The organism is Streptomyces sp. NPDC093085 (assembly GCF_040683935.1).
Lineage (GTDB): Bacteria > Actinomycetota > Actinomycetes > Streptomycetales > Streptomycetaceae > Streptomyces.
This window is the reverse complement of record NZ_JBFBFB010000001.1, coordinates 477,732-501,406: the sequence shown is the minus strand read 5'-3', so window position 1 is coordinate 501,406 and position 23,675 is coordinate 477,732. Positions and strand designations below refer to the sequence as shown.

Annotated in this window: 23 protein-coding genes and 1 pseudogene; 19 read left to right on the top strand and 5 right to left on the bottom strand. The window is 72.0% G+C overall.

What is annotated here, in order from left to right; translation table 11 throughout:
• Nucleotides 1-5 precede the first annotated feature (5 nt).
• The 4 genes and pseudogenes from AB0O07_RS02005 to AB0O07_RS01990 form a co-directional block, all read right to left on the bottom strand.
• On the bottom strand, nt 6-1,214 hold the full coding sequence (locus tag AB0O07_RS02005) for a methyltransferase domain-containing protein (protein WP_365625342.1): 1,209 nt from the start codon (nt 1,212-1,214) through the stop codon (nt 6-8).
• Nucleotides 1,211-1,312 (bottom strand): annotated as a pseudogene (locus AB0O07_RS02000) (ATP-grasp ribosomal peptide maturase); the annotation flags it as partial. The gene AB0O07_RS02005 and the pseudogene AB0O07_RS02000, both read right to left, overlap by 4 nt.
• Before the next feature lie 407 nt (nt 1,313-1,719).
• Nucleotides 1,720-1,950 (bottom strand): DUF397 domain-containing protein, encoded by a 231-nt coding sequence (locus AB0O07_RS01995; protein ID WP_365625339.1) that lies wholly within the window; start codon nt 1,948-1,950, stop codon nt 1,720-1,722.
• Nucleotides 1,943-2,824: a helix-turn-helix transcriptional regulator gene (locus AB0O07_RS01990; protein ID WP_365625336.1), complete on the bottom strand. Its 882-nt coding sequence runs from the start codon at nt 2,822-2,824 to the stop codon at nt 1,943-1,945. The genes AB0O07_RS01995 and AB0O07_RS01990 overlap by 8 nt, the downstream gene beginning before the upstream one ends.
• Before the next feature lie 234 nt (nt 2,825-3,058).
• On the opposite strand from AB0O07_RS01990, the gene AB0O07_RS01985 reads away from it, so the two are divergent.
• The 13 genes from AB0O07_RS01985 (at nt 3,059) to AB0O07_RS01925 (ending at nt 14,897) form a co-directional block, all read left to right on the top strand.
• On the top strand, nt 3,059-3,481 hold the full coding sequence (locus AB0O07_RS01985) for an ATP-binding protein (RefSeq protein WP_365625333.1): 423 nt from the start codon (nt 3,059-3,061) through the stop codon (nt 3,479-3,481).
• A gap of 1,276 nt (nt 3,482-4,757) precedes the next feature.
• Entirely contained in the window at nt 4,758-4,841 is an 84-nt protein-coding gene (locus AB0O07_RS01980) for a putative leader peptide (protein WP_365627905.1), read from the top strand.
• Between the two features lie 119 nt (nt 4,842-4,960).
• Entirely contained in the window at nt 4,961-6,658 is a 1,698-nt protein-coding gene (locus AB0O07_RS01975) for a nitrite/sulfite reductase (protein WP_365627903.1), read from the top strand.
• Complete coding sequence (locus AB0O07_RS01970) at nt 6,655-6,834, top strand: hypothetical protein (protein WP_365625331.1); 180 nt, start codon at nt 6,655-6,657, stop codon at nt 6,832-6,834. Before AB0O07_RS01975 ends, AB0O07_RS01970 begins: the two co-directional genes overlap by 4 nt.
• A complete protein-coding gene (locus AB0O07_RS01965) occupies nt 6,831-7,547 on the top strand; it encodes a phosphoadenylyl-sulfate reductase (protein ID WP_365625328.1) in 717 nt (238 codons plus the stop codon). Before AB0O07_RS01970 ends, AB0O07_RS01965 begins: the two co-directional genes overlap by 4 nt.
• Entirely contained in the window at nt 7,532-8,173 is a 642-nt protein-coding gene (gene cysC, locus AB0O07_RS01960) for an adenylyl-sulfate kinase (protein WP_365625325.1), read from the top strand. The genes AB0O07_RS01965 and cysC overlap by 16 nt, the downstream gene beginning before the upstream one ends.
• Nucleotides 8,170-9,108 carry a sulfate adenylyltransferase subunit CysD gene (gene cysD / locus AB0O07_RS01955; RefSeq protein WP_365625322.1) on the top strand — a complete coding sequence of 313 codons (939 nt, stop codon included), beginning with the start codon at nt 8,170-8,172 and terminating at the stop codon, nt 9,106-9,108. The genes cysC and cysD overlap by 4 nt, the downstream gene beginning before the upstream one ends.
• Before the next feature lie 2 nt (nt 9,109-9,110).
• Entirely contained in the window at nt 9,111-10,490 is a 1,380-nt protein-coding gene (locus tag AB0O07_RS01950) for a GTP-binding protein (protein WP_365625319.1), read from the top strand.
• Nucleotides 10,490-10,624, top strand: a complete 135-nt coding sequence (locus AB0O07_RS01945; protein ID WP_365625316.1) for a hypothetical protein — start codon at nt 10,490-10,492, stop codon at nt 10,622-10,624. Before AB0O07_RS01950 ends, AB0O07_RS01945 begins: the two co-directional genes overlap by 1 nt.
• 182 nt (nt 10,625-10,806) lie before the next feature.
• On the top strand, nt 10,807-11,916 hold the full coding sequence (locus AB0O07_RS01940; RefSeq protein ID WP_365625313.1) for an aliphatic sulfonate ABC transporter substrate-binding protein: 1,110 nt from the start codon (nt 10,807-10,809) through the stop codon (nt 11,914-11,916).
• Nucleotides 11,917-12,092: 176 nt separating this feature from the next.
• Nucleotides 12,093-12,893, top strand: coding sequence for an ABC transporter ATP-binding protein (locus tag AB0O07_RS01935; RefSeq protein WP_365625310.1), 801 nt, complete (start codon nt 12,093-12,095; stop codon nt 12,891-12,893).
• A gap of 304 nt (nt 12,894-13,197) precedes the next feature.
• Entirely contained in the window at nt 13,198-14,049 is an 852-nt protein-coding gene (locus AB0O07_RS01930) for an ABC transporter permease (protein ID WP_365627900.1), read from the top strand.
• Nucleotides 14,049-14,897, top strand: coding sequence for a sirohydrochlorin chelatase (locus tag AB0O07_RS01925; protein ID WP_365625307.1), 849 nt, complete (start codon nt 14,049-14,051; stop codon nt 14,895-14,897). The genes AB0O07_RS01930 and AB0O07_RS01925 overlap by 1 nt, the downstream gene beginning before the upstream one ends.
• A 27-nt stretch (nt 14,898-14,924) precedes the next feature.
• Here the strand turns inward: AB0O07_RS01925 and AB0O07_RS01920 are convergent, their stop codons facing one another.
• Nucleotides 14,925-15,941 carry a 2-dehydropantoate 2-reductase N-terminal domain-containing protein gene (locus tag AB0O07_RS01920; protein ID WP_365625304.1) on the bottom strand — a complete coding sequence of 339 codons (1,017 nt, stop codon included), beginning with the start codon at nt 15,939-15,941 and terminating at the stop codon, nt 14,925-14,927.
• Between the two features lie 185 nt (nt 15,942-16,126).
• On the opposite strand from AB0O07_RS01920, the gene glnT reads away from it, so the two are divergent.
• The 6 genes from glnT (at nt 16,127) to AB0O07_RS01890 (ending at nt 23,625) form a co-directional block, all read left to right on the top strand.
• Nucleotides 16,127-17,809, top strand: coding sequence for a type III glutamate--ammonia ligase (glnT, locus tag AB0O07_RS01915; RefSeq protein ID WP_365625301.1), 1,683 nt, complete (start codon nt 16,127-16,129; stop codon nt 17,807-17,809).
• On the top strand, nt 17,692-18,561 hold the full coding sequence (locus AB0O07_RS01910) for a glutamine amidotransferase (protein WP_365627897.1): 870 nt from the start codon (nt 17,692-17,694) through the stop codon (nt 18,559-18,561). The genes glnT and AB0O07_RS01910 overlap by 118 nt, the downstream gene beginning before the upstream one ends.
• Nucleotides 18,549-19,328, top strand: coding sequence for a glutamate synthase (locus AB0O07_RS01905; protein WP_365625298.1), 780 nt, complete (start codon nt 18,549-18,551; stop codon nt 19,326-19,328). The genes AB0O07_RS01910 and AB0O07_RS01905 overlap by 13 nt, the downstream gene beginning before the upstream one ends.
• A 151-nt stretch (nt 19,329-19,479) precedes the next feature.
• Nucleotides 19,480-20,805: an FMN-binding glutamate synthase family protein gene (locus AB0O07_RS01900; protein WP_365625295.1), complete on the top strand. Its 1,326-nt coding sequence runs from the start codon at nt 19,480-19,482 to the stop codon at nt 20,803-20,805.
• Nucleotides 20,802-22,040, top strand: coding sequence for an FAD-dependent oxidoreductase (locus AB0O07_RS01895; RefSeq protein ID WP_365625292.1), 1,239 nt, complete (start codon nt 20,802-20,804; stop codon nt 22,038-22,040). Before AB0O07_RS01900 ends, AB0O07_RS01895 begins: the two co-directional genes overlap by 4 nt.
• A 163-nt stretch (nt 22,041-22,203) precedes the next feature.
• A complete protein-coding gene (locus AB0O07_RS01890) occupies nt 22,204-23,625 on the top strand; it encodes an ammonium transporter (protein WP_365625289.1) in 1,422 nt (473 codons plus the stop codon).
• Nucleotides 23,626-23,675: the final 50 nt, after the last annotated feature.

The window sequence follows — 23,675 nt, the reverse complement described above, 5'->3', positions numbered from 1 at the left end:
CTCTCTCAGAGATCCCAGCGCCATTCCCGCCCGTCCGGGGCCGTGTACGCGACCGTCTGCCGGTCCGGCGCGGCGTGGAGGGTGAACCACTCCCGGCGGGGCCGGTGCAGGCCGAGCCAGTGCGCGTGTGCCTTCTCGATCGGCTCCCACAGGTCCCGGCACCCCGAGGTGAGGACCGTGGCACCGGGGCCCGACGGGTGGTCGGTGACGCGCGCGTACGAGTTGTCGAGCGGGTCGAAGAGCACGGTGACGTGGGTGCCGTCCGGCCCCTGGCGGAACGAGCGCACCGTACTGGCCGACAGGTGCAGGTACGCGAAGAACGAGAACGTCCAGTCGTCCAGCACACTGCCCGAGAGCTCCGACACCCGACGCACACTGCCCACCTCGGCCTCCGGGACCTCCGGGGTTTCCGGAATCTCCGGGGGCGTCGGGGCGCTCTGCGGTCCGGTCAGCAGCGGCATGAACGCGGCCGGTGTGTGCAGGAACCGTCCCACGGCCGTCCCGTCGGCACGCTTCTGGAGCCAGGCGATCGCCCCTCCTGCGAGGGCCCCCTTCACCGGGACGACCATAAGCCCGCCGGGCGCGCACTGGTCGAACCAGGCCGCCGGGACCCGCCGTACCGAGCAGGTCGCGACGACCCTGTCGAACGGCGCCTCCTCCGGGGCACCTTCCGCACCGTCGGCGCATCCGACCGTGGGGGCCATCCCCAGCGCCTCCAGCCGGTCACGGGCCGTGTCGGTGAGCCGCTTCGAGCGGTCCACGGTGGTGACATGCGCTTGGCCCGCGAGCCGGCACAGCAGTGCCGCGTTGTATCCGGAGCCGGTGCCGATCTCCAGCACGCGCGTGCCCTGGCGCACATCCAGGGCGTCGAGCATGTCCGCCATCAGGCCCGGGGCGGTGGACGACGACGTGGGCACGCCCGTGACGGGGCCGGGCCCGGCGTCCTCGGCGTGGACACCGTCCACCTCCGTGATCAGGGAGTCGTCCGCGTACACCTGGGCCAGCCAGGCCTCGGTGTACGGCCGCGTACCGGCCCAGGGGCTGAACCGGTCCCCCTCCCTGCGGTAGAAGACGGGGACGAACGGTTCCCGGGGCACATTGAGGAACGCCTCGGCCATCCGGGCCGACAGCACGAGGCCGCCCCGCTCCATGCTCCGCACCAGGCCGACACGGGCCGCGAGAACCCGTTGCCGCTCCGCCGAGAGACCGGTCACGCCTCCCCCTCCAGGTAGTCGGCGATCGCGGCTGTAATGGGCAGGCCGGTCGCCACCTCGACAAACCCGTACTGCCCGGACGGATTCACCTCAAGAAACACCACCGGTGAGCCCGGCGCCGGCTGCCGGGCTCACTCCGTCGCCCCGCACGTCCGCAGCCTCCGGAAGGCATGTCGGCCGAGGCGAAGAAAGTCGCGGAGCGGGAAGCCCGGCAGGGCTTCGGCGGTCTGCTGAGGCGAGCGGGCCGGTCCCGTTCGCTTTTCGCTGTCCGGAGCCGGTGCGGTCAGCTCCGGCAGAACCTGAGCCGCGCCCTGCTCCAGCGGAAACCGGCCCTCCGGCCGCTGCAAGAGGGCGACATTCTCGGTGTACGCACAATCGCCGCGCGCTTCCACAGCCACGGCCCCTCCCGATCCTGCGATCCTGCGATCCCTGGAGACGAATGCCCGTCATCAGCGCTCTCTCCTCTGCCAGGGCGGGCGCCCCGGGGCGGTGGCCGAGGGCCCGGTCAGCTCCGGCCGAGGGCGTCGGCGGCGACGGCGGTGACGAAGGCGGACCAGGCGGCGCCGGAGACCCGGGCGGCGGGGAGGGCCCGGTCCTTGGTGTCGCGGAAGGCGAAGCCGGTGGCGGCGGGGAGGGGAGCGACCTCGACGCAGTTGCCGTTGCCAGCGGTGTAAGAGCTTGTGCGCCAGGCGGCACCCGCAAGGTCGACCGCGTGATGAACGGCCAGCTCATTCATTCAGGATCAGCTCTTTCTCGATGCTCTCGATCAGCTCGCGGCTATCGTCCTCCGAGAGCGCAGCATCGGACAAGTTCCTGAACAGACGGTTCAGACGCTTGAGCGTCAAAGGGTTGTCCTGGTACGCGGTGGTGTTCTCCGCCGACTCGATGAAGGCGACCTCGGCTTCGACGTCTCGTCCTGAGGCGAAGAGCAGAAAGGCACCCGTACTCGCTCCCTTCTCCCCTGCCCGGAAGGGGATGACCCTGAACCTGACGTTTTCGAGCCGGGAGACGTCGATCAGGTGCCTCAACTGCTCCCGCATCACCCGGACTCCGCCCACGAGCAGATGCAGGGCGGCTTCGGTGACGACCGCGTCGATCACCAGTGGTTCGTCCTCGCGCAGTCGTTGCTGCCGCTTCATCCGCACCTCGACGAGGCTGTCCACCTGATCAGGGCCGAGTGCCGTGAAGCCGGTACCCGTCACCGCCCGCGCATAGTCGGACGTCTGCAAGGGACCCGGAATCAGCAGAGGCTGGAACTCGTAGCACTCCACCGCCTCAGCCTCATAGGCAAGGAACTCCTCATAGTTGGCGCTGATCACGTCGTTGAACGCGTACCACCACGGGGGCACCCGCTGCCGCCCCTTGATCATCAGGGCCTTGAGTTCGGAGAGTCTGGGCTCCTCCACCCCGAACAGTTCCATGAGTCCGTCGAAGTCTTTCTTCGTGCAGGCCCGTTTGGCGTTCTCTATGCGGCTGACCTTGGAGTTGTGGCAGTTGAGATGCGCCCCCACCTCTTCGGTGGTCAGTGCGTGCTGGTCACGCAGCATCCGCAGGGCGGCACCCAGCCTTCGGCGTGCGGTGAGCGGGCTCACGCTGGCGACAACGGTCACGACGACTCCATCTCCCTTGTATGCGAATGCGGTTGAGAGTACCGCTTCGTCCCCCTTGTTCGATCAGGTCTCCCCGAACGGGGGATATCAGAGCATGATTCTGGCAATCTGCCACTCATCGGCTTGACCTAAAGATGTCGCCAGCAACATCATGCTGCCAGATACGCGGAGCAACCACTCCGCGACGGATCGTTGATCAACCCTGCCCCGAACACGAAGGGGCCTGGAGGCGACGTGACACCCCCACATACGCAACGCCCGGACCACCAGTACCGCTTACCACTGACCGTCCGCCCGTACGAACTGCCCCGCATCCGCAGCAAGACCGCCGACCGGCTGCGACTCTGGGGCCTGGAACACCTGGCCGACCACGCCTGCGTGATCGTCACGGAGCTGCTGGTCAACGTGTACCGGCACGCGGACGGCAGGGCGGTGCTCCTGCTCCAGGGGTGGCCGCCGGGCCGGCTCCTGATCACCGTCAGCGACCGTTCCGCCGCGCTGCCCGTCGCCAAGGAGCCGGACTGGGAAGCGGAATCCGGCCGGGGCCTCTGCATCGTGGAGGCCCTGGCCGACTGGTGGCGGGCCGAACCCACCACCACGGGCAAGGACATCACCGCGTCACTGATTCACCCGGGGCGAGCCCGGGCCCTGCCATGAGACTCCGGAGCAGCCAGAGCAGGAGAACCCCTGACCGTGCGACAGGCGATTGCCGTGACGCTCTGCGCCGCCCTCTGGATCACCGCCATAGCGATCGCCGCGAGCCGTCTATAGAGAGGGAGACGTGACATGCCGCCACAGCCCCCGGAGTACGCCCGGAACCGGCTGCGCATCGGAATGATCGTGTTCGATAGACGCCAGGACATGATCGCCCGGATCGTCGCTTTCTCCGGCCCCCTGGTCCACCTGATCCGCCCGTCCGGCCTCACCTGGCAAGCATCCGGTACATCTCTACGCCCGGGAACCCCATACGAACAACGCCAGTTCGCAGCCCTGGGCAAGCTTCACCGCCAACGGCGCCCGAGACCGCCGGAGCCGCACTGAAGCCCCTGGCACGCCACGATGGCCCCCGGCAATTACCTGGGCACAGCACTGGCCGCCCAAGAGCCAGGCCATTCCCCGCGCACGTGGGGCATCACCATCTCCCTTGCCCCGAATGCGAGGGCCAACCCCGCGTGCGCGGGGAGCGGTCCTTGCGCTTGGGCGAGGTGCCGTACTTCTCGGGGACACCCCCGCGTGCGCGGGGAGCGGTCCTCGGTGACCGTCGAGATCGAGTTCTCCCCGGGGACACCCCCGCGTGCACGGGGAGCGGGCGGTGATCGTCCCGTTCGGGAAGACCGCCACGGGGACACCCTCGCGGGCGCGGGGAGCGGCTGCATCGCCCCGCCCGGGATGAACTTCCGAAAGGGGCACCCCCGCGTATGCGGGGAGCAGTCGACCGCGGCGCCGGACCGTACGAGGTCGTTGGGGACACCCCCGCGCGTGCGGGGAGCAGCCTGGTTGGTCTGGGGCTTTGCTAGGCACAAAGGGGGGTTCTAGCAATCTTCAGCGATTCCGGCATATAGGACATAACACCTCCCCCATCTCGCCTCGCCCTCTCCGTGGCGGCCCCCCTGGCCGCACCAACGGCCCCACGTGCGGACCAGAGGGCGAGCGAGCGTCGCGGGCCGGTACGACCGTACTCGTGGTGAGGGGTGGGGTGGGATGGGGGATGCGCGATCGCCTACCTCCGTCCTCGCGTTCGATTCGGCGCCGAAGGGGCTGCGTGGTTGCGCTTGACGATCATGGGGGCGCGGCCGGCGATTGGTCGGCCGGATCAGGGGTTAAACCCCGACAGGCCGTGACAGACGACACACTGTCTTGCATAGTGGTACGTTATAGTCCACATACTGGATAACAGTGGACTGGCCTGAGATCTCCGTGCCACGCTTCCGTCATGTCCTGCTCTGGAATTGCCTTGGTGAGTCGGCGGCACGTCGATCTCTGCCGCATGTCCAGCGCCATCTGTCCGGCGAGCTGAGAGCCCCAGCACCCGCCGTTCTCCACTGATCGCTCCCCTCTGCCGCGCACCACCGTGCCCCTCGTGTGAGTGTGCTGCTCAGAGCCGCCCTCACGCATGTCTGAATGGACGTAACCGCCATGGCCGCCTCCCCGGAACAGCCGTCCCCCGCCACGCCCCGCCGCAAGGTGAGCCGTCACCGCGGCGAGGGGCAGTGGGCTCGGGGTCACTTCACTCCGCTCAACGGCAATGAGCAGTTCAAGAAGGACGACGACGGTCTCAATGTGCGGACACGCATCGAGACGATCTACTCCAAGGCCGGGTTCGACTCGATCGACCCGAACGATCTGCGGGGGCGGATGCGCTGGTGGGGTCTTTACACCCAGCGTCGGCCCGGGATCGACGGCGGGAAGACCGCCGTGCTGGAGCCTGAGGAGCTGGACGACGAGTATTTCATGCTGCGGGTGCGGATCGACGGGGGGCGGCTCACCACTGAGCAGTTGCGGGTCGTCGGGGAGATCTCGCGGGAGTTCGCCCGGGGGACCGCCGACATCACCGACCGGCAGAACATCCAGTACCACTGGATCCGGATCGAGGACGTCCCGGAGATCTGGCGGCGGCTCGAAGCCGTCGGGCTGTCCACCACCGAGGCCTGCGGAGATACGCCTCGGGTGATCCTCGGGTCGCCGGTTGCCGGGATCGCCGAGGACGAGATCATCGACGGTACGCCCGCCATCGACGAGATCCAGCGGCGTATCGTCGGCAATCCTGAGTTTTCGAACCTGCCTCGTAAGTTCAAGTCGGCTGTCTCCGGGTCGCCGTCGTTGGATGTGGCGCACGAGATCAACGACATCGCGTTCGTCGGGGTGAACCACCCCGAGCACGGGCCCGGCTTCGACGTCTGGGTGGGCGGCGGGCTCTCCACCAATCCCAAGATCGGGCAGCGGCTCGGGGCCTGGGTGCCGTTGGGGGAGGTGCCCGATGTCTATACCGGGGTCATTTCTATTTTCCGTGACTACGGGTACCGGCGGCTCCGTACGCGCGCCCGGCTGAAGTTCCTGCTCGCCGACTGGGGCGCCGCCAAGTTCCGCCAGATCCTGGAGGACGAGTACCTGGAGCGGAAGCTGATCGACGGGCCCGCCCCCGAGCAGCCCGTCGAGCGGTGGCGTGACCACGTCGGGGTGCACCGTCAGCGCGACGGGCGCTTCTACGTCGGGTTCGCGCCGCGCGTCGGGCGGGTCGACGGTACGAAGCTGGTCGAGATCGCCGCGCTCGCCGAGGCACACGGCTCGGGTCGGCTCCGTACCACCGCCGAGCAGAAGATGATCGTCCTCGACGTCGCCGAGGACCAGGTGGACTCCCTGGTCGCCGGCCTGGAGGCGCTGGACCTGCCGGTGCGGCCCTCGCCGTTCCGGCGTTCCACCATGGCCTGCACCGGCATCGAGTTCTGCAAGCTCGCCATCGTCGAGACGAAGGAGCGCGGCGCCACGCTCATCGACGAGCTGGAGCGCCGTATCCCGGACTTCGACGAGCCGATCACCATCAACATCAACGGCTGCCCCAACGCCTGCGCCCGCATCCAGACCGCGGACATCGGTCTCAAGGGGCAGTTGATCATGGATGCGGACGGTCACCAGGTGGAAGGTTTCCAGGTGCATCTGGGCGGCGCGCTCGGGCTGGAGGCCGGGTTCGGGCGCAAGGTGCGCGGGCTCAAGGTCACCTCCCAGGAGCTGCCCGACTATGTCGAGCGGGTCCTCGGGCGGTACGCCAAGGAGCGCGAGGACGGCGAGCGCTTCGCCACCTGGGTCGCCCGGGCCACCGAGGAGGCCCTGTCATGAGCGAGCGCGCGGCCCCCTTCCACTGCCCCTACTGCGGCGACGAGGACCTGCGCCCCGGCGAACAGGGCCATGGCGCCTGGGAATGCGGGGCATGCAATCGAGCCTTCCAGTTGAAGTTCCTCGGGCTCCTCGCCCGGGGGCTGACGCGTGGTGACGGAAGGGGAGAGACGGCATGACGACGGTTCGGACGGAGAACGCGGAAGCGGAAGTCGAGCGGCTCAAGGGACTTGCCGAGGCGGCCGGGCGGGAGCTGGAGGACGCCTCCGCGCTGGAGATCCTGAGCTGGGCGGTGGAGAACTTCGGCGAGCGGTTCTGTGTGACCTCCTCCATGGAGGACGCGGTGGTGGCCCATCTCGCCTCCCGGGTACGGCCCGGCGTCGACGTGGTCTTCCTCGACACCGGCTACCACTTCCCCGAGACCATAGGGACCCGGGACGCCGTCGACGCGGTCATGGACGTCAACGTCATCACGCTCACCCCCCGGCAGAGCGTCGCCGAGCAGGACGCCGAGTACGGTCCCCGGCTCCACGACCGCGACCCGGACCTCTGCTGCGCCCTCCGCAAGGTCGGGCTGCTCCAGGACGGGCTGACCGGGTACGACGCCTGGGCGACCGGGCTGCGCAGGGACGAGTCCCCGACGCGGGCCGGCACGCCGGTCGTGGGGTGGGACGAGAAGCGCCGCAAGGTGAAGGTCTCGCCGATCGCGCGGTGGACGCAGGAGGACGTGGACGCGTACGTGACCGAGCACGGCGTGCTCACCAACCCGCTGCTGATGGACGGGTACGCCTCCGTCGGCTGCGCCCCCTGCACCCGCCGGGTGCTGGCCGGCGAGGACGCGCGGGCGGGGCGCTGGGCGGGGCGGGCCAAGACCGAATGCGGGTTGCACTGATGACCATCGAGCAGGGCACTGGCCAGCGGGGAGAAGGAGTGGAGGAACGTTTGAGCGCGACGGAGGAGAGCGGCGTGGGACGGGGTGCTGTCGAGCGGGGGGCCACGGTCTGGCTCACCGGGCTGCCCAGCGCCGGCAAGACCACCATCGCCACCGCGCTCGCCGGGCGGCTGCGCGGCGAGGGCCACCGGGTGGAGGTGCTGGACGGCGACGAGATCCGGGAGTTCCTCTCCGCGGGCCTCGGCTTCAGCCGCGCCGACCGCCACACCAACGTGCAGCGCATCGGCTTCGTCGCCGAACTCCTCGCGGCCAACGGCGTCAAGGCGCTGGTCCCGGTGATCGCCCCGTACGCGGAGAGCCGGGAGGCCGTGCGCAAGCGGCACGAGGGCGAGGGCACCAGATATCTGGAGGTGCATGTCGCGACGCCGGTCGAGGTGTGCTCCGTACGCGATGTGAAGGGCCTGTACGCCAAGCAGGCGGCCGGCGAGCTGACCGGGCTGACCGGGGTGGACGACCCCTACGAGGCCCCCGAGGCGCCGGACCTGCGGATCGAGTCGCACCAGCAGTCCGTCGAGGAGTCCGCCGCCGCGCTCCACGCGCTGCTCACCGAGAGGGGTCTCGCGTGACCACCACCGTCGCCGCCGTCACCGAGGGCACGGACGCCCCGTACGCGCTGAGCCACCTGGACTCGCTGGAGTCCGAGGCGGTGCACATCTTCCGCGAGGTCGCGGGCGAGTTCGAGCGGCCGGTGATCCTCTTCTCCGGCGGCAAGGACTCCATCGTCATGCTGCATCTGGCGCTGAAGGCGTTCGCGCCCGCCGCGGTGCCGTTCGCGCTGCTGCATGTGGACACCGGGCACAACTTCCCGGAGGTGCTGGCGTACCGCGACCGCACCGTCGCCCGGCACGGGCTGCGGCTGCATGTGGCCTCCGTACAGGAGTACATCGACGCCGGGAAGCTGCGCGAGCGTCCTGACGGCACCCGCAACCCGCTCCAGACCGTGCCGCTCACGGAGAAGATCCAGGCCGAGCGGTTCGACGCGGTCTTCGGCGGCGGGCGGCGCGACGAGGAGAAGGCGCGCGCCAAGGAGCGGGTGTTCTCGCTGCGCGACGAGTTCTCGCAGTGGGACCCGCGCCGCCAGCGCCCCGAGCTCTGGCAGCTCTACAACGGGCGGCACGCGCCCGGCGAGCATGTCCGGGTCTTCCCGCTCTCCAACTGGACCGAGCTGGACGTCTGGCAGTACATCGCCCGGGAGGGGATCGAGCTGCCGGAGATCTACTTCGCCCACGAGCGCGAGGTGTTCAGCCGTAACGGGATGTGGCTGACCGCCGGGGAGTGGGGCGGCCCCAAGGAGTCCGAGCCCGTCGAGACGCGCCAGGTGCGCTACCGCACGGTGGGCGACATGTCCTGCACCGGCGCCGTCGACTCCGGCGCCACCACGCTGGACGCGGTGATCACCGAGATCGCCGCCTCCCGGCTGACCGAGCGCGGCGCGACCCGCGCCGACGACAAGATGTCCGAGGCCGCCATGGAAGACCGCAAGCGCGAGGGGTACTTCTAGCGATGACGACCACACCGACCCCGCACGCGGGGACCGCCGACGGGCCGCTCGCGGCCACCACCCTGCTGCGCTTCGCCACCGCGGGCTCCGTCGACGACGGCAAGTCCACCCTGGTGGGGCGGCTGCTGCACGACTCCAAGTCGGTGCTGACCGACCAGCTGGAGGCCGTGGAGCGGGTCTCGCTCGGCCGCGGCCAGGAGGCGCCCGACCTGGCGCTGCTCACCGACGGGCTGCGCGCGGAGCGGGAGCAGGGCATCACCATCGATGTCGCCTACCGCTACTTCGCCACGCCCCGGCGGCGGTTCATCCTCGCGGACACCCCGGGCCATGTGCAGTACACCCGGAACATGGTGACCGGCGCCTCCACCGCCGAGCTGGCCGTGGTGCTGGTCGACGCGCGGAACGGGGTGGTCGAGCAGACCCGCCGGCACGCGGCGGTCGCCGCGCTGCTGCGCGTCCCGCATGTGGTGCTCGCCGTCAACAAGATGGACCTGGTGGAGTACGCGGAGCCGGTCTTCGCGAAGATCGCGGAGGAGTTCACGGCGTACGCGGCCTCGCTGGGCGTACCCGAGATCACGGCCATCCCGATCTCGGCACTGGCCGGGGACAATGTCGTGGAGCCGTCCGCGCACATGGACTGGTACGGCGGCCCGACGGTGCTGGAGCACCTGGAGACCGTCCCGGTCAGCCATGACCTGACCGGCTGCCACGCCCGTTTCCCGGTGCAGTACGTGATCCGGCCGCAGAGCGCGGAGCACCCGGACTACCGGGGGTACGCGGGGCAGATCGCGGCGGGCACCTTCCGGGTCGGCGAGGAGGTGACCGTACTGCCGTCGGGCCGTACGTCGAAGGTCGCCGGGATCGATCTGCTGGGCGAGCCGGTGGACGTCGCCTGGACGCCGCAGTCGGTGACGCTGCTGCTGGCGGACGACATCGACATCTCGCGGGGCGATCTGATCGTGCCGTCCGGTGACGCGCCCGCCACCACCCGGGATGTCGAGGCGACCGTCTGCCATGTGGCCGACCAGCCGCTCGGGGTGGGCCAGCGGGTGCTGCTGAAGCACACCACCCGTACGGTCAAGGCGATCGTGAAGGAGATCCCGTCCCGGCTGACGCTGGACGACCTCTCGCAGCACCGGGCGCCGGGGCGGCTCGTCGCCAACGACATCGGCCGGGTCGTGGTCCGCACGGCCGAGCCGCTGGCGCTGGACGCGTACGCGGACTCGCGGCGTACCGGATCGTTTCTGCTGATCGACCCGGCCGACGGGACGACGCTGAGCGCCGGGATGGCGGGGGCGGCGTTCGCGGACGGTACGGGCGCGGGGGCGCAGGCTCCGGCCGGGGCCGCCGGGGCGGCCGACGACGGGGGCTGGGACTTCTGATGGCGGGGGTACGGGTGGGGGTGCTCGTGTACGCCTCCTTCGCGGACGTCTACGCGACCTTCGCCAAGGAGGGCGGCCGGGTGGGCAGCGGTGCGCTCGGCGCGGGTACGGGCGGGGTGGCGCGATGTGCGTGATGACGTACGCGCACCGCATGCGCGCCCTTGAGGTCCCCGGGTCCGTACGGGCCGTAGGACCCCGCCCGTACCGCCAGCTCCACCCGTACCACGCGTCTCATCGAAGATCTGCCGAACTCCCGGCCGCGCCCCCGTATCCGTAACAGGGCGCGAGCACCGGGCCAACGAGAGGAACCCCTCCCGTGTCTGCCTCCCGCACCGCCCCGCGCCGCCGGCTCGCCGCCCTGGCCGCCCTGCCGCTGCTCGCCGTCGTGCTCACCTCCTGCGGTTACGGTTCCGCCGCCGACTCCTCGAAGGAGTCGAGCGCCGCCCCCACCGGCAAGGCGCTCTCGGCGGACACGGTGCGCCTGGGGTACTTCCCGAACCTGACCCACGCCACCGCGCTGGTCGGCACCGAGAAGGGCATCTTCCAGCAGGAGCTGGGCGGTACGAAGCTCACCGCGACCACCTTCAACGCGGGGCCCTCCGAGATCGAGGCGCTCAACGCGGGCTCCATCGACATCGGGTACATCGGCCCCTCCCCCGCCATCAACGGCTACACCCAGACCGGCGGCAAGGGACTCCGGATCATCGGCGGCTCCGCGTCGGGCGGGGTGAAGCTGGTGGTGAACCCGGCGAAGATCAAGAGCCTGGCGGACGTCAAGGGCAAGAAGATCGCCACCCCGCAGCTCGGCAACACGCAGGACGTGGCGTTCCTCAACTGGATCTCCGACCAGGGGTGGAAGGTCGACGCGCAGTCCGGCAAGGGCGATGTGTCCGTCATCCGTACGGACAACAAGACCACCCCCGACCTCTACAAGTCCGGCTCGATCGACGGGGCGTGGGTGCCGGAGCCGACGGCGTCGAAGCTGGTCGCCGAGGGCGCCAAGGAGATCCTGGACGAGTCGACGCTCTGGCCCGGCCGGCAGTTCGTGATCACGAACATCATCGTGTCGCAGAAGTTCCTGAAGGAGCACCCGGATGTCGTCGAGGCGTTCCTGCGCGGCTCGGTGAAGACGAACGAGTGGATCCACGCGCATGACGCCGAGGCGAAGGCGACGGCGAACGAGGCGCTGAAGAAGCTCTCCGGCAAGGCGCTGCCCGCCGATGTCCTGGACCCGGCATGGAAGTCCATCAAGATCACCGACGACCCGCTGGCGGCGACGCTCCGCTCGGAGGCGGATCACGCGGTCAAGGCCGGGCTGCTGAAGAAGCCGGACCTGGCCGGGATCTACGACGTGGCGCCCCTCAACAAGGTGCTGAAGGCGGAGGGGAAGAGCGAGGTCGCGGACGCGGGGCTGGGGGCGGAGTAGGCCGTACGTACCCCGCCGTATCCGGGTCCCCTCGTGTCCCACGTATCGCGCGCCCCGTACGGCGCACTCCGTGCCTCGTGCCTCGCGCCGTGTCCAGCGAACAGACCGCACCACCGCCACCGCACGAAACGCCGTACCGACCACCGCACCCGCACCGTTCCCAGGAGGTGACGACCGTGGCATCCACTCTCGCCAAGGCCGCCGAGGCCGCCCAGGCCACCCCGGCGGTGGACCACGCCGCCCGTATCGCGCACGTCTCGAAGTCCTTCGAGACGCCCGCGGGACGGCAGCTCGTCCTGGACGACATCACGCTCGATGTCGCGCCAGGTGAGTTCGTCACCCTCCTGGGGGCCTCGGGGTGCGGCAAGTCCACGCTGCTCAACCTGGTCGCCGGGCTCGACAAGCCGTCCGCCGGGGAGATCGCGACGCCCGGCGGCCGGCCCGCGCTGATGTTCCAGGAGCATGCGCTGTTCCCGTGGCTGACGGCGGGCAAGAACATCGAACTCGCGCTGCGGCTGCGCGGCGTACCCAAGCAGGAGCGGCGCGGCGAGGCGGAGCGGCTGCTCGGCCTGGTCCGGCTGGACGGGGCGTACGGGAAGCGGGTGCACGAGCTCTCCGGCGGGATGCGGCAGCGGGTCGCGCTGGCCCGCGCGCTCGCCCAGGACAGCCAACTGCTGCTGATGGACGAGCCGTTCGCGGCGCTGGACGCGATCACCCGGGATGTGCTGCACGACGAGCTGACCCGGATCTGGCGGGAGACCGACCTGTCGGTGCTCTTCGTCACGCACAACGTACGGGAGGCGGTACGGCTCGCCCAGCGGGTGATCCTGCTCTCCTCGCGCCCCGGCCGGGTGGCCCGCGAGTGGCGGGTGGACATCCCGCAGCCGCGCCGTATCGAGGACACCGCGGTCGCGGAGCTGTCCGTCGAGATCACCGAAGAACTGCGTGGGGAGATCCGCCGCCATGGCCAGCACTGAGACGACGCGGGAGCAGCAGTCGGAGGGCGCGGAGGGTGCGCGGGGCTCCGGGGGCGGGACGGGCGCCGTGACGGGCGGGGCGTCCGGGGCGCCGGAGGCGTCTGCGACGCCCGGGACCGCGCCGGGTTCCGGGACCGCAGCCGCAGCCGCGACCACGACCACGAAGGGGTCGTCGGCACCGGCGTCCGGATCGGGATCGGCGTCCGGATCGGGATCGGCGTCCGGATCTGCGTCCGGATCGGGATCGGGATCGGCTTCGGGATCGGGATCGGCTTCGGGATCGCCGTCCGAGGGGCACGGCGATCTGGCCGGTCTGGAGGCCGGGCTCGACGCGCTGGAGACGACCGCCACGACCGGCCGGACGCCGCTGCGCCAGACCCTCGTGGGCAAGGTGCTGCCGCCGGTGATCGCCGTCGCGCTGGTGCTGGCGGTGTGGCAGGTGCTGGTGTGGGCCAAGGTGACCGACGGCTACAAGCTGCCCTCGCCGGGCGCGGTGTGGGACGAGGTCGCCGAGGCGTGGGTGCAGGGCACCCTGCTCGGCTATATCTGGACCAGCGTCTCGCGCGGTCTGCTGGGCTTCCTGCTGGCGCTGGTCATCGGCACCCCGCTGGGGCTGCTGGTCTCCCGGGTGAAGGTGGTACGGGCGGCGATCGGCCCGATCCTCTCCGGGCTCCAGTCGCTGCCGTCGGTGGCGTGGGTGCCGCCGGCCGTCATCTGGCTCGGCCTGAACGACTCGATGATGTACGCGGTGATCCTGCTCGGCGCGGTGCCGTCGATCGCCAACGGGCTGGTCTCCGGGGTCGACCAGGTGCCGCCGCTCTTCCTGCGCGCCGGGCGCACGCTGGGCGCGACGGGGCTGCGGGGCACCTGGCACATCGTCATGCCGGCCGCGCTGCCCGGCTATCTGGCGGGGCTGAAGCAGGGGTGGGCGTTCTCGTGGCGCTCGCTGATGGCCGCGGAGATCATCGCCTCCTCGCCCGATCTCGGGGTGGGTCTCGGGCAGTTGCTGGAGAACGGCCGTACGGTCGGCTCCATGCCGATGGTCTTCCTGGCGATCTTCCTGATCCTGATCGTGGGCATCGCCATCGATCTGCTGATCTTCAGCCCGCTGGAGCGGCGGGTGCTGCGCGGGCGCGGCCTGCTGGTGAAGGGCTGATGCCGGTGCGCCGCGTCGTCCTCCCCCGCCGCGCCGGGTCCGCCGCCGAGCACTCCGCCGGGCCCGCCCGCCCCGGCGCGCCGGTACGCCCGGTGCTGCTGGTCGTCGCGCACGGCAGCCGCGATCCGCGTCACGCGGCGACCGTGCACGCCCTCGCCCGGCGGCTGCGCTCGCTGCGTCCCGGGGTACGGGTGGAGACGGGCTTCCTGGAGTTCGACTCGCCGTCCGTGGCGAGCGTGCTGGACCGCCTCGCGCGGCAGGGCGTACGGGACGTGGTGGCACAGCCGCTGCTGCTGACCCGGGCCTTCCACGCCAAGACGGACATCCCCGGGGTGCTCCGCGCGGCGACCGGACGCCATCCCGCCCTGCGGATCCGGCAGGCGGCGGTGCTCGGCCCTTCACCGCTGCTGGGCGCGGCGCTGGAGCGGCGGCTGTACGAGGCGGGGCTGACGCCCGCCGACAAGCGCTCGACCGGGGTCGTCCTGGCCTCGGCGGGCTCCTCCGACCCGGAGGCGATCGCAGTGATCGCTGAAATCGCGCGGGAGTGGCGGCACACCGGTTGGTGCGCCGTGCGGCCTGCGTTCGCCTCCGCATCCCTGCCCCGTACCGAGGACGCGGTACGGGAACTACGGGCGGCCGGCGTCCGGCGGGTGGCGGTGGCCCCGTACGTCATCGCCCCCGGCCGCCTCCCCGACCGCATCGCGGCGGGGGCCCGGGAGGCGGGCGCGGACGTGCTCGCCGAGGTGCTGGGCCCGTCCCCCGAGGTCGCCGCGCTCCTCCTGCGCCGCTACGACCAGGCGGCCGAGGCCCCCGTACCGCCCCTGGGGCTGCTGGCGGGCCACGCGTAGGCGGCGGGGGCCGGCGGGGAGGGGCGTTCAGCCGGCGGCAGCGGCGGCCGTGTCCACCAGTGCCGTCAGGTCGGCCACGCTCATCGAGCCCGCCGTGCGGCGTTCGCGGGCGAAGAGGTTGGCCGTTTGCTGGAGTGTGGCGTTGACCGGGGTGGGGATCCCGTGGAGGCGGCCCAGCAGGGTGATCTCGCCGTTCAGGTAGTCCGCTTCGATCGTGCCCGTCCCCCGGCTGAGGCTCTGCCAGGACGAACCGCGCCCGCGCGGGAACCCGTTGGCCTCGGGGAAGGTGATGTGGTCGGCCCGTGTCTCGGCCTGCTCCTCCGGGCTCACATAGGGGATGCCCGCCGCTTCGAGCACGGCCGCGCCCTCCGCCGTGGCGCGGCGGACCAGCTCCCAGGTCGCCTCGCCGATCGGCCCCGCGACGGCCTCGACCGCGTTGGTCAGGTTGGCCAGCAGCTTGGCGTACTTCCAGCGCATCACATCCGCCACCACCGGGGCGAGCAGCCGGTCCGTGGTGAGCCCGGCTCCGATCGCCTCCGCCGTGGCGTCCGTGCCGGAGGGGTAGCGGCCGAGGTGGAGCATGCCGGTGTACGGGACGCCTCCGGCGCTCACCGCGCCCGGTTCGGCATAGGTCGCCGGCAGCCATACGCACATCCCGTACACCTGGCGGAACCGGCGCAGCGCGAGCCGCTCGCTCTCCACCCCGTTCTGCGCGCAGACCAGCGGCAGCGCCTCGCCCGCCGTGGCGCCGGAGCCGCCCGCGACCGGCCGGGCCGACCAGGCGTCCAGGGCCGCCGTGGAGTCCTGGGTCTTCACCGCGAGCAGCAGTACGTCGTCCGGGCGCAGCTCGATGTCCTCGGGCCCCTCGGCCACCGGCAGCCGGTGTGTCCGGGTGCCGTCCGGTGTGGTCAGCCGCAGGCCGCCCGCGCTCAGCGCCGCGTGGTGCGCGCCCCGGGCGACCAGGACCACCTCCTGGCCGGCCTCGGCGAGCCGGCCGCCGATACTGCCGCCGACCGCCCCGGCCCCGATGATGACGTAACGCATCCCGCCCCCCTTCCCGTGTCCGGCGCCCAGCATAGGCGAGCCCTCCGGCACCGCCCCAGGCCGCGAACCGGAGGGCCGCGCGCGTAACAGGACGCTGCCCCCGCCGAAACGGGGCCGCAACGCGAGGACTGTCTACTACGGGGCAACGTCGATTCACGCCATGAAACATCATGTCGGGAGTGCTCATGCCGATTGACACCGCCGCCGCCCCGCTCGCGGCCCTCGCCCCGGTCGCTCCACCCGTCCAGGCCCCGGCCACCCCCGTGCCGTCCGATGCCGCGCCCGCCCCGGAGCCGGCGGACCTCGCCGAGCTGGCCCGCGGGGACGGTGTCAGGTTCCTCCTGGCCGTCTTCGTCGATCTGGCCGGCAAGCCCTGCGCCAAGCTCGTCCCCGTCGAGGCCGTCGAGGAACTCCGCGACAACGGCGTGGGGTTCGCCGGGTACGCCGCCGGGCTGCTCGGCCAGCGCCCCAGCGACCCGGACGTCGTCGCCCGCCCCGACGTCTCCTCGTACACGCCGCTGCCGTTCGTACGTCCCGGACTCGCCCTGGTCCACTGCGACCCGTACGTCAACGGGGAGCCGTGGCCGTACGCCCCGCGCGTCATCCTGCGCGGTCTGCTGCGGCGGGCCGCAGAGCGGGGGCTGTCGCTCGCCGTCGGCGCGGAGATCGAGTACTTCCTGGTACGGCGCGACGCGGACGGCGCGCTGTCCGTCGCCGACCCGGGCGACACGGCGGCGCGGCCCTGTTACGACGCGCGGGGGCTGACCCGGATGTACGAGCACCTGACCGCCGTGTCCACCGCCATGAACGCGCTGGGCTGGGGCAACTACGCCAACGACCACGAGGACGGCAACGGCCAGTTCGAGCAGAACTTCGCCTACGCCGACGCCCTGACCACCGCCGACCGGGTCATCACCGCGCGGTACCTGATCTCCGTACTCGCCGAACAGCGCGACATGACCGCGACGTTCATGCCGAAACCCTTCACCGACCGGACCGGCAGCGGGATGCATCTGCACCTCTCGCTCTGGCGCGGCGCCGAACCGGCCTTCCCGGACGCCGCCGACCCGCGCGGGCTCGGACTCTCGCCGCTCGCCTACGCGTTCATCGGCGGCCTCCTGGAACACGCCGGCGCGCTCCAGGCCGTTCTCGCGCCGACCGTCAACTCGTACAAGCGGACCGGCGCCGTCTCGACCCGTTCCGGCGCCACCTGGTCACCGCGCAGGGCGGGTTACGGCGGCAACGACCGTACGCACTTCCTGCGCGTCCCGGACGAGCACCGCGTGGAGCTGCGCGGCGGCGACGGCTCCGCCAACCCCTATCTCGCCGCGGCGGCGGCGCTGGCCGCCGGTCTCGACGGCATCGAGCGCTCCCTCGACCCGGGCGAGCCCGGTGACGCGCGGGCCACCGCCCTGCGGCCCGAACTGCCGCCGACGCTGCTGCACGCGGTGGAGGCGCTGGCCGGCGACCCGGTGGTCAGCGGGGCGCTGGACGTGGCGCCGGGCCGGGGGTCGCCGCGTACTTCGGGGAGGCCAAGCGCGAGGAGTTCTTCACCTGGCACGGCACGGTCGGCCCCTGGGAGGTGGACCGCTATCTCACGGCGTTCTGACCCCACCCCGTTCTGGCCCCACACCGTTGCGGCCTCGCCGCTTTCCGGCCCCACCGCTTTCCGGCCCCATCCATCGGCATCCCCGAAGCACTTCCACGGACAAGGAGACAGGAACCCATGTGCGGAATCGTCGGGCTCCATCTGCGGGAGCCCGCCCTCCATCCCCGGCTCGGCGAACTGCTCACCGCCATGCTCGGCCAGGTCGTCGAGCGCGGCCCCGACTCGGCGGGCGTCGCGGTCTACGGCGACCCGGAGCTGACCCCGCCCGGCCGGGCCACGGTCTCGCTGCTCGACGCCGGGGACGATCCGCGCGCCGTCGAGGCGGCCCTGCGCGGGCGGGTCCCGGGGGCCGTGGCGATCGCCGCCGACGCCACCACCGTCGTCCACGCGCCGGTGGGCGCCGACGCGCTGACCGCCGCCGTCGGCGCGGCGCTTCCGGGGGCCCGGGTCATCGGCTCGGGCACGGACGTCGCCGTGCTGAAGGGCACCGGCCACCCGGACGCGCTGGCCGCCTCCTTCCGCCTCGCGCGGGTGCGGGGGTGGCAGGGCGTCGGGCACACCCGGATGGCCACCGAGTCCGCCGTGACGGCCGAGGGGGCCCATCCGTTCTCCGTCGGGCCCGACCAGTGCCTCGTGCACAACGGCTCGTTCGCCAACCACGCCACGATCCGCCGTGAACTGCGCGCCCAGGGCGTCGTCTTCGACAGCGACAACGACTCGGAGGTCGGCGCCCGGTTCGTCGCGCACCAGCTCGCCCAGGGCGTGGAGCTGGAGAAGGCGCTGCGCCTGCTGTGCGAGCGCTTCGACGGCTTCTACACCCTGCTCGTCGCCACCGGCGACTCCTTCGCCGTCGTCCGCGACGCCATCGCCTGCAAGCCCGCGCTGATCGCCGAGACCCCCGAGTGGGTGGCGATGGCCTCGGAGTACCGGGCGCTGTCCGTACTGCCCGGTGTCGCGTCCGCCCGCATCTTCGAACCCGAACCGGAAGAGGTGTACGTATGGCAGCGCTGACCGGAACCGTCCCGGACGCGCCGGACCCCACCCGCGCCCCGGCCCACGCGACCACCCGCGCCCCCGGCCGGGCCGGCCCCGGGCCGGCCCCGGCCACCGTCGTGGACCTGTCCGTCTCCTCCGTCCGCGCACTGAACCAGGCACTCCACGCGCCCGGCGCCGCCGCGCGCTGGCGGGTGCTGGAGCCGCGCGGCGCGCACAACGTCGCCTGTGGCATCGGCCAGGAGATGACCGTCGACATCGAGGGCCACGCCGGCTACTACTGCGCGGGCATGAACCAGCGCGCGAGCGTGACCGTGCACGGCAACGCCGGGGTGGGCGTGGCCGAGAACATGATGTCCGGCACGGTCCGGGTACGGGGCAGCGCCTCCCAGTCCGCCGGGGCCACCGCCCACGGCGGGCTGCTGGTCGTCGAGGGGGACGCGGCGGCGCGCTGCGGGATCTCCATGAAGGGCGTGGACATCGTGGTGGGCGGCAGCGTCGGCCACATGAGCGCCTTCATGGGGCAGGCCGGGCGCCTGGTCGTCTGCGGCGACGCGGGCGACGGGCTCGGGGACTCGCTCTACGAGGCCAGGATCTACGTCAAGGGCACGGTCAGGTCGCTGGGCGCCGACTGCGTCGAGAAGCCGGTACGGGACGAACACCTCCTGGAGCTGGCCGAGTTGCTGAAAGCGGCCGGTCTGGACGAGGACCCGGCCGCGTTCCGCAGGTACGGGTCGGCCCGCGAGCTGTACCACTTCCGGGTGGACAACGCCGGCGCCTACTGACCCGTCTCCGGTCGTCCCCCCTTCCCGACCACCCGTTCCCGACCACCTGTTCCCGACCACCTGTTCCCGACCACCTGTTCCCGTGCGGCCGCCCCCCGTCCCCGCTTCCGCACCCGTACGCGTACCACCCTCACCCCGTCCGGAGGACACCATGAACGACGACCTGTCGGCCCTCGGCCTGCGGGAGTCCGCCACGTTCGACCGCGCCGCCATCCACGCCATCCAGCGGGCCGCCGCCACCGGCGTCTACGACATCCGCGGCTGGGGCGCCAAGCGGCGGCTGCCGCACTTCGACGATCTGCTCTTCCTCGGCGCGAGCATGTCCCGCTACCCGCTGGAGGGTTACCGCGAGAGCTGCGGCACCGACGTCGTGCTCGGCACCCGCCACGCCAAGCACCCGCTCCGCCTCGACATCCCCGTCACCATCGCCGGGATGAGCTTCGGCGCGCTCTCCGCCAACGCCAAGGAGGCGCTGGGCCGAGGCGCCGACGCGGCCGGGACCTCGACCACCACGGGGGACGGGGGCATGACGCCCGAGGAGCGCGGCCAGTCCAAACGCCTCGTCTACCAGTACCTGCCGTCCCGTTACGGCATGAACCCCGACGACCTGCGCTCCGCCGACGCCATCGAGGTGGTCCTCGGACAGGGCGCCAAACCGGGCGGCGGGGGCATGCTGCTCGGGCAGAAGATCACGGACCGGGTGGCCGGGATGCGCACCCTGCCGGTCGGTGTCGACCAGCGCAGCGCGTGCCGCCATCCGGACTGGACCGGGCCCGACGACCTCGCCATCAAGATCCTCGAACTGCGGGAGATCACCGACTGGGAGAAGCCGGTGTACGTCAAGGTCGGCGCCACCCGGACGTACTACGACGTGAAGCTGGCCGTGCAGGCCGGTGCGGACGTGGTGGTGGTCGACGGGATGCAGGGCGGCACGGCCGCCACCCAGGACGTGTTCATCGAGCACGTCGGGATCCCCACCCTGGCCGCCCTCCCCCAGGCCGTCCGCGCCCTCCAGGAGCTGGGCGTCCACCGTGAGGTGCAGCTCGTCGTCTCCGGCGGCGTCCGGACCGGCGCCGATGTCGCCAAGGCGATCGCGCTGGGCGCGGACGCGGTGGCGATCGGCACCGCCGCGCTGATCGCGCTGGGCGACAACAGTCCCGCGTACGACGCCGAGTACCGGGCTCTCGGCTCGGCGGCCGGCCGCTACGACGATTTCCAGGACGGCCGCGACCCGGCCGGTATCACCACCCAGGACCCCGTACTCGCGGCCCGGCTCGACCCGGTGGAGGGCGGCCGGCGCCTCGCCAACTACCTGCGGGTCCTCACCCTGGAGGCGCAGACCCTCGCCCGCGCCTGCGGCAAGGCCCATCTGCACCACCTCGAACCGGAGGACCTGGTCGCCCTGACCGTCGAGTCCGCCGCCATGGCCCGGGTACCGCTGGCGGGCACCGCGTGGATCCCGGGAGCGGGGCTGTGACCCGCCGGACCGAGGTCGTGGTGGTCGGCGCGGGACTGATGGGCGCCGCCACGGCCTGGCAGCTCGCCCGGCGGGGCCACGGGGTGACGCTGATCGAGGCGTACGGGATCGGCCACCGGCGGGGCAGTTCGCACGGCACCTCCCGGATCTTCCGGCGCGCCTACGCCGATCCGTTCTACGTGGAGCTGACCGGCCGGGCCGAGGCCCGCTGGCGCGAGCTGGAGGACGATACGGGCACGGCCCTGCTGCGCACCACCGGCGGCCTCGATCTGGGGGCGGAGCGCGACCCGGCGGGGCTGGCGGCGGTGCTGGGCGCGGCCGGGGTGGAGTGTGCGCTGCTGGGCGCGTGGGAGGCGGCGGAGCGGTGGCCGTTCATCCACTTCGACGGACCCGCGCTGTACCACCCGCGGGCGGGGGTGATCGACGCGGACGCGGCCGTCGCTGCGAGCGTCCGGCGCGCCGCCGCGCTCGGCGCGGAGGTCCTCACCGGGACGCGGGTACGGGGGATCGCGGCCCGGGGCGACGGGCGCGCGGCGGTCCGTATCGGCGAGGGGGAGGCCGAGCGGGAGGGCGCGGGCAAGGTGCGGGGTGCGGGGCGGGAGGAGGCGGAGATCGTCGCGGACGCCGTGGTGGTCGCGGCGGGCGCGTGGCTGCCGGAGCTGGCGCCGGAGATCGGGGTACCCGGCGGTGGCGGGGGCGACAGCGGCGGCGGGGGCGGCGGGCTGGGGCTGCCGCCGCTGACCGTCACGCAGCAGCAGGTCTTCCACTTCGCGCAGCGCGACCCCGGCGCGGCCTGGCCGGTCCTGGTGGCCAAGGACGCCCTCCAGCTCTTCGGCCTGCCGTCGGGCGCGGACGGCGGTCCGGTGCCCGCCGTGAAGGTCGCCCAGCACAACGACGGCACCCCGACGAGCGCCACCGCGCGCAGCGGTGTCGTGGACCCCGTCTCCCGCGCGACGGTCGCGCGGTGGGTGGCCCGGTCGCTGCCGGGCCTCGATCCGCGTCCGGTCGCCGAGTCGACCTGTCTCTACACGACCACGCCGGACGAGGATTTCGTGCTGGACCGGGTCGGACCGGTCGTGGTGGTCTCGCCCTGCTCGGGCCACGGCGCCAAGTTCGCGCCGCTGATCGGCGCGATGGCCGCCGATCTGGCCCTCGGTGAGGCGCGGGCGCACCCGCGCTTCGCGCTGCGCCGAGGGCTTCAGCACGTACCCATTCAGTCGGAAACCAGGCGTTAACGCACAGCCGCGTACCACCGTAACGCCCCTTGAGTTCACTCTCGCGATATGGCGATTCCTCTCATGACACGCCTCAGGGCGCTCGTCCGGGCACTCGTCAGGGCACTCTCCTGAGCCGAGGGTGCCGGTCGCCGCCTCCCCTCTCTCCCCTCACGGAGCACCGATGGACTCTGGAAGCACCGCCTGGATCCTCGCCAGCACCGCCGCCGTCAGCCTGATGGTCCCCGGACTGGCCCTCTTCTACGGTGGCATGGTCACCGCCAAGAGTGTGCTGAACATGATCATGATGACGTTCGGCTCGGTCGCCGTCGTCGGCTGTATCTGGATCCTCTACGGATACTCGGCCGTCTTCGGCAACTCCCTCGGCGGCGCGGGCCTGCTCGGCGACGTCGGCGAGTACCTGGGGATGAAGGGCGTCATCGCGGACGATCCGCACGCCGTGATCCCCGCCGCCGTCTTCGCCGCGTTCCAGGCGCTCTTCGCGGCGCTGACCACCGCGCTGATCTGCGGGGCGATCGCGGACCGGATGAAGTTCCGGGCCTGGATGGTGTTCTCCGGCGTCTGGGTCACCCTGGTCTATCTGCCGGTCGCGCACTGGGTGTTCGCGTTCGACGGCAAGGGCGTGGTCGGCGGCTGGATCGTCAACAAACTGCACGCCGTCGACTTCGCGGGCGGCACCGCCGTCCACATCAACGCGGGGGCCGCCGCGCTCGCCCTGGTGCTCGTCCTCGGCAGACGCGTCGGCTGGCCGGCCCGGCTGTCCCGGCCGCACAACCTGCCGTTCGTGATGCTGGGCGCTGGCATCCTGTGGTTCGGCTGGTTCGGCTTCAACGGTGGCTCCGCTCTCGCGGCGGGCAACGCCGCCTCCGTTGTCGTGCTCAACACCTTCGCCGCCACCTGTTCGGCGCTGCTGGCCTGGCTGGCCGTCGAGAAGATCCGGGACGGCCATGCCACCAGCCTCGGCGGCGCCTCCGGCGCGATCGCCGGACTCGTCGCGATCACCCCCTCCTGCGGGGCGGTCTCCCCGGTCGGGGCGCTCGTCCTGGGCGCGATCGGCGGCGCGGTCTGCGCCCTCGCCGTCGGCCTGAAGTACCGCTTCGGCTTCGACGACTCGCTGGACGTCATCGGCGTCCACCTCGTCGGCGGGGTCGTCGGCACCGTGCTCATCGGGGTGCTCGGTACGGCGCAGGCGCCCAGTGGCCGCGACGGACTGCTGTACGGCGGCGGGCTCGCCCTGCTCGGGGAGCAGACCGTCGGCGCCCTCGCCGTGCTCCTGTACTCGTTCGGCGTCACCTGGCTGATCGCCAAGGCGCTCGACAAGGTGATGGGGGGCATCCGGGTCTCCCCGGAGACGGAGCGGGAGGGACTCGACATCCGGCTGCACGCCGAGAGCGCCTACGAGTTGACCGGCGCGCCGGGTACGGGCGCCGTGCCGCGCGAGGCACCGCACCCGGCCGGCGCGGTGGCGTCCACGGCCGGGGAGGGCGCGCGGGCGGGGGCCGTGCCCGCCGCCGGGGAGGGCGCCCCGGCGGGCGGCCAGGAGGGCTCCCCGGCGGGCGACCTGACCTCGGCGGCGCCCTCCTGAGCCGCCCTGATCCGGCCGCCGGGCGTCGGGCAGAATGACCGCCATGGCCA

Coding starts and splice junctions, on each gene's coding strand:
- AB0O07_RS01995 (WP_365625339.1), bottom strand. CDS start 1,950: ATGAATGAGCTGGCCGTTCATCACGCGGTCGACCTTGCGGGTGCCGCC.
- AB0O07_RS01980 (WP_365627905.1), top strand. CDS start 4,758: ATGTCCTGCTCTGGAATTGCCTTGGTGAGTCGGCGGCACGTCGATCTC.
- AB0O07_RS01975 (WP_365627903.1), top strand. CDS start 4,961: ATGGCCGCCTCCCCGGAACAGCCGTCCCCCGCCACGCCCCGCCGCAAG.
- AB0O07_RS01970 (WP_365625331.1), top strand. CDS start 6,655: ATGAGCGAGCGCGCGGCCCCCTTCCACTGCCCCTACTGCGGCGACGAG.
- AB0O07_RS01965 (WP_365625328.1), top strand. CDS start 6,831: ATGACGACGGTTCGGACGGAGAACGCGGAAGCGGAAGTCGAGCGGCTC.
- cysC (WP_365625325.1), top strand. CDS start 7,532: ATGCGGGTTGCACTGATGACCATCGAGCAGGGCACTGGCCAGCGGGGA.
- AB0O07_RS01950 (WP_365625319.1), top strand. CDS start 9,111: ATGACGACCACACCGACCCCGCACGCGGGGACCGCCGACGGGCCGCTC.
- AB0O07_RS01945 (WP_365625316.1), top strand. CDS start 10,490: ATGGCGGGGGTACGGGTGGGGGTGCTCGTGTACGCCTCCTTCGCGGAC.
- AB0O07_RS01925 (WP_365625307.1), top strand. CDS start 14,049: ATGCCGGTGCGCCGCGTCGTCCTCCCCCGCCGCGCCGGGTCCGCCGCC.
- AB0O07_RS01920 (WP_365625304.1), bottom strand. CDS start 15,941: ATGCGTTACGTCATCATCGGGGCCGGGGCGGTCGGCGGCAGTATCGGC.
- glnT (WP_365625301.1), top strand. CDS start 16,127: ATGCCGATTGACACCGCCGCCGCCCCGCTCGCGGCCCTCGCCCCGGTC.
- AB0O07_RS01905 (WP_365625298.1), top strand. CDS start 18,549: ATGGCAGCGCTGACCGGAACCGTCCCGGACGCGCCGGACCCCACCCGC.
- AB0O07_RS01900 (WP_365625295.1), top strand. CDS start 19,480: ATGAACGACGACCTGTCGGCCCTCGGCCTGCGGGAGTCCGCCACGTTC.
- AB0O07_RS01890 (WP_365625289.1), top strand. CDS start 22,204: ATGGACTCTGGAAGCACCGCCTGGATCCTCGCCAGCACCGCCGCCGTC.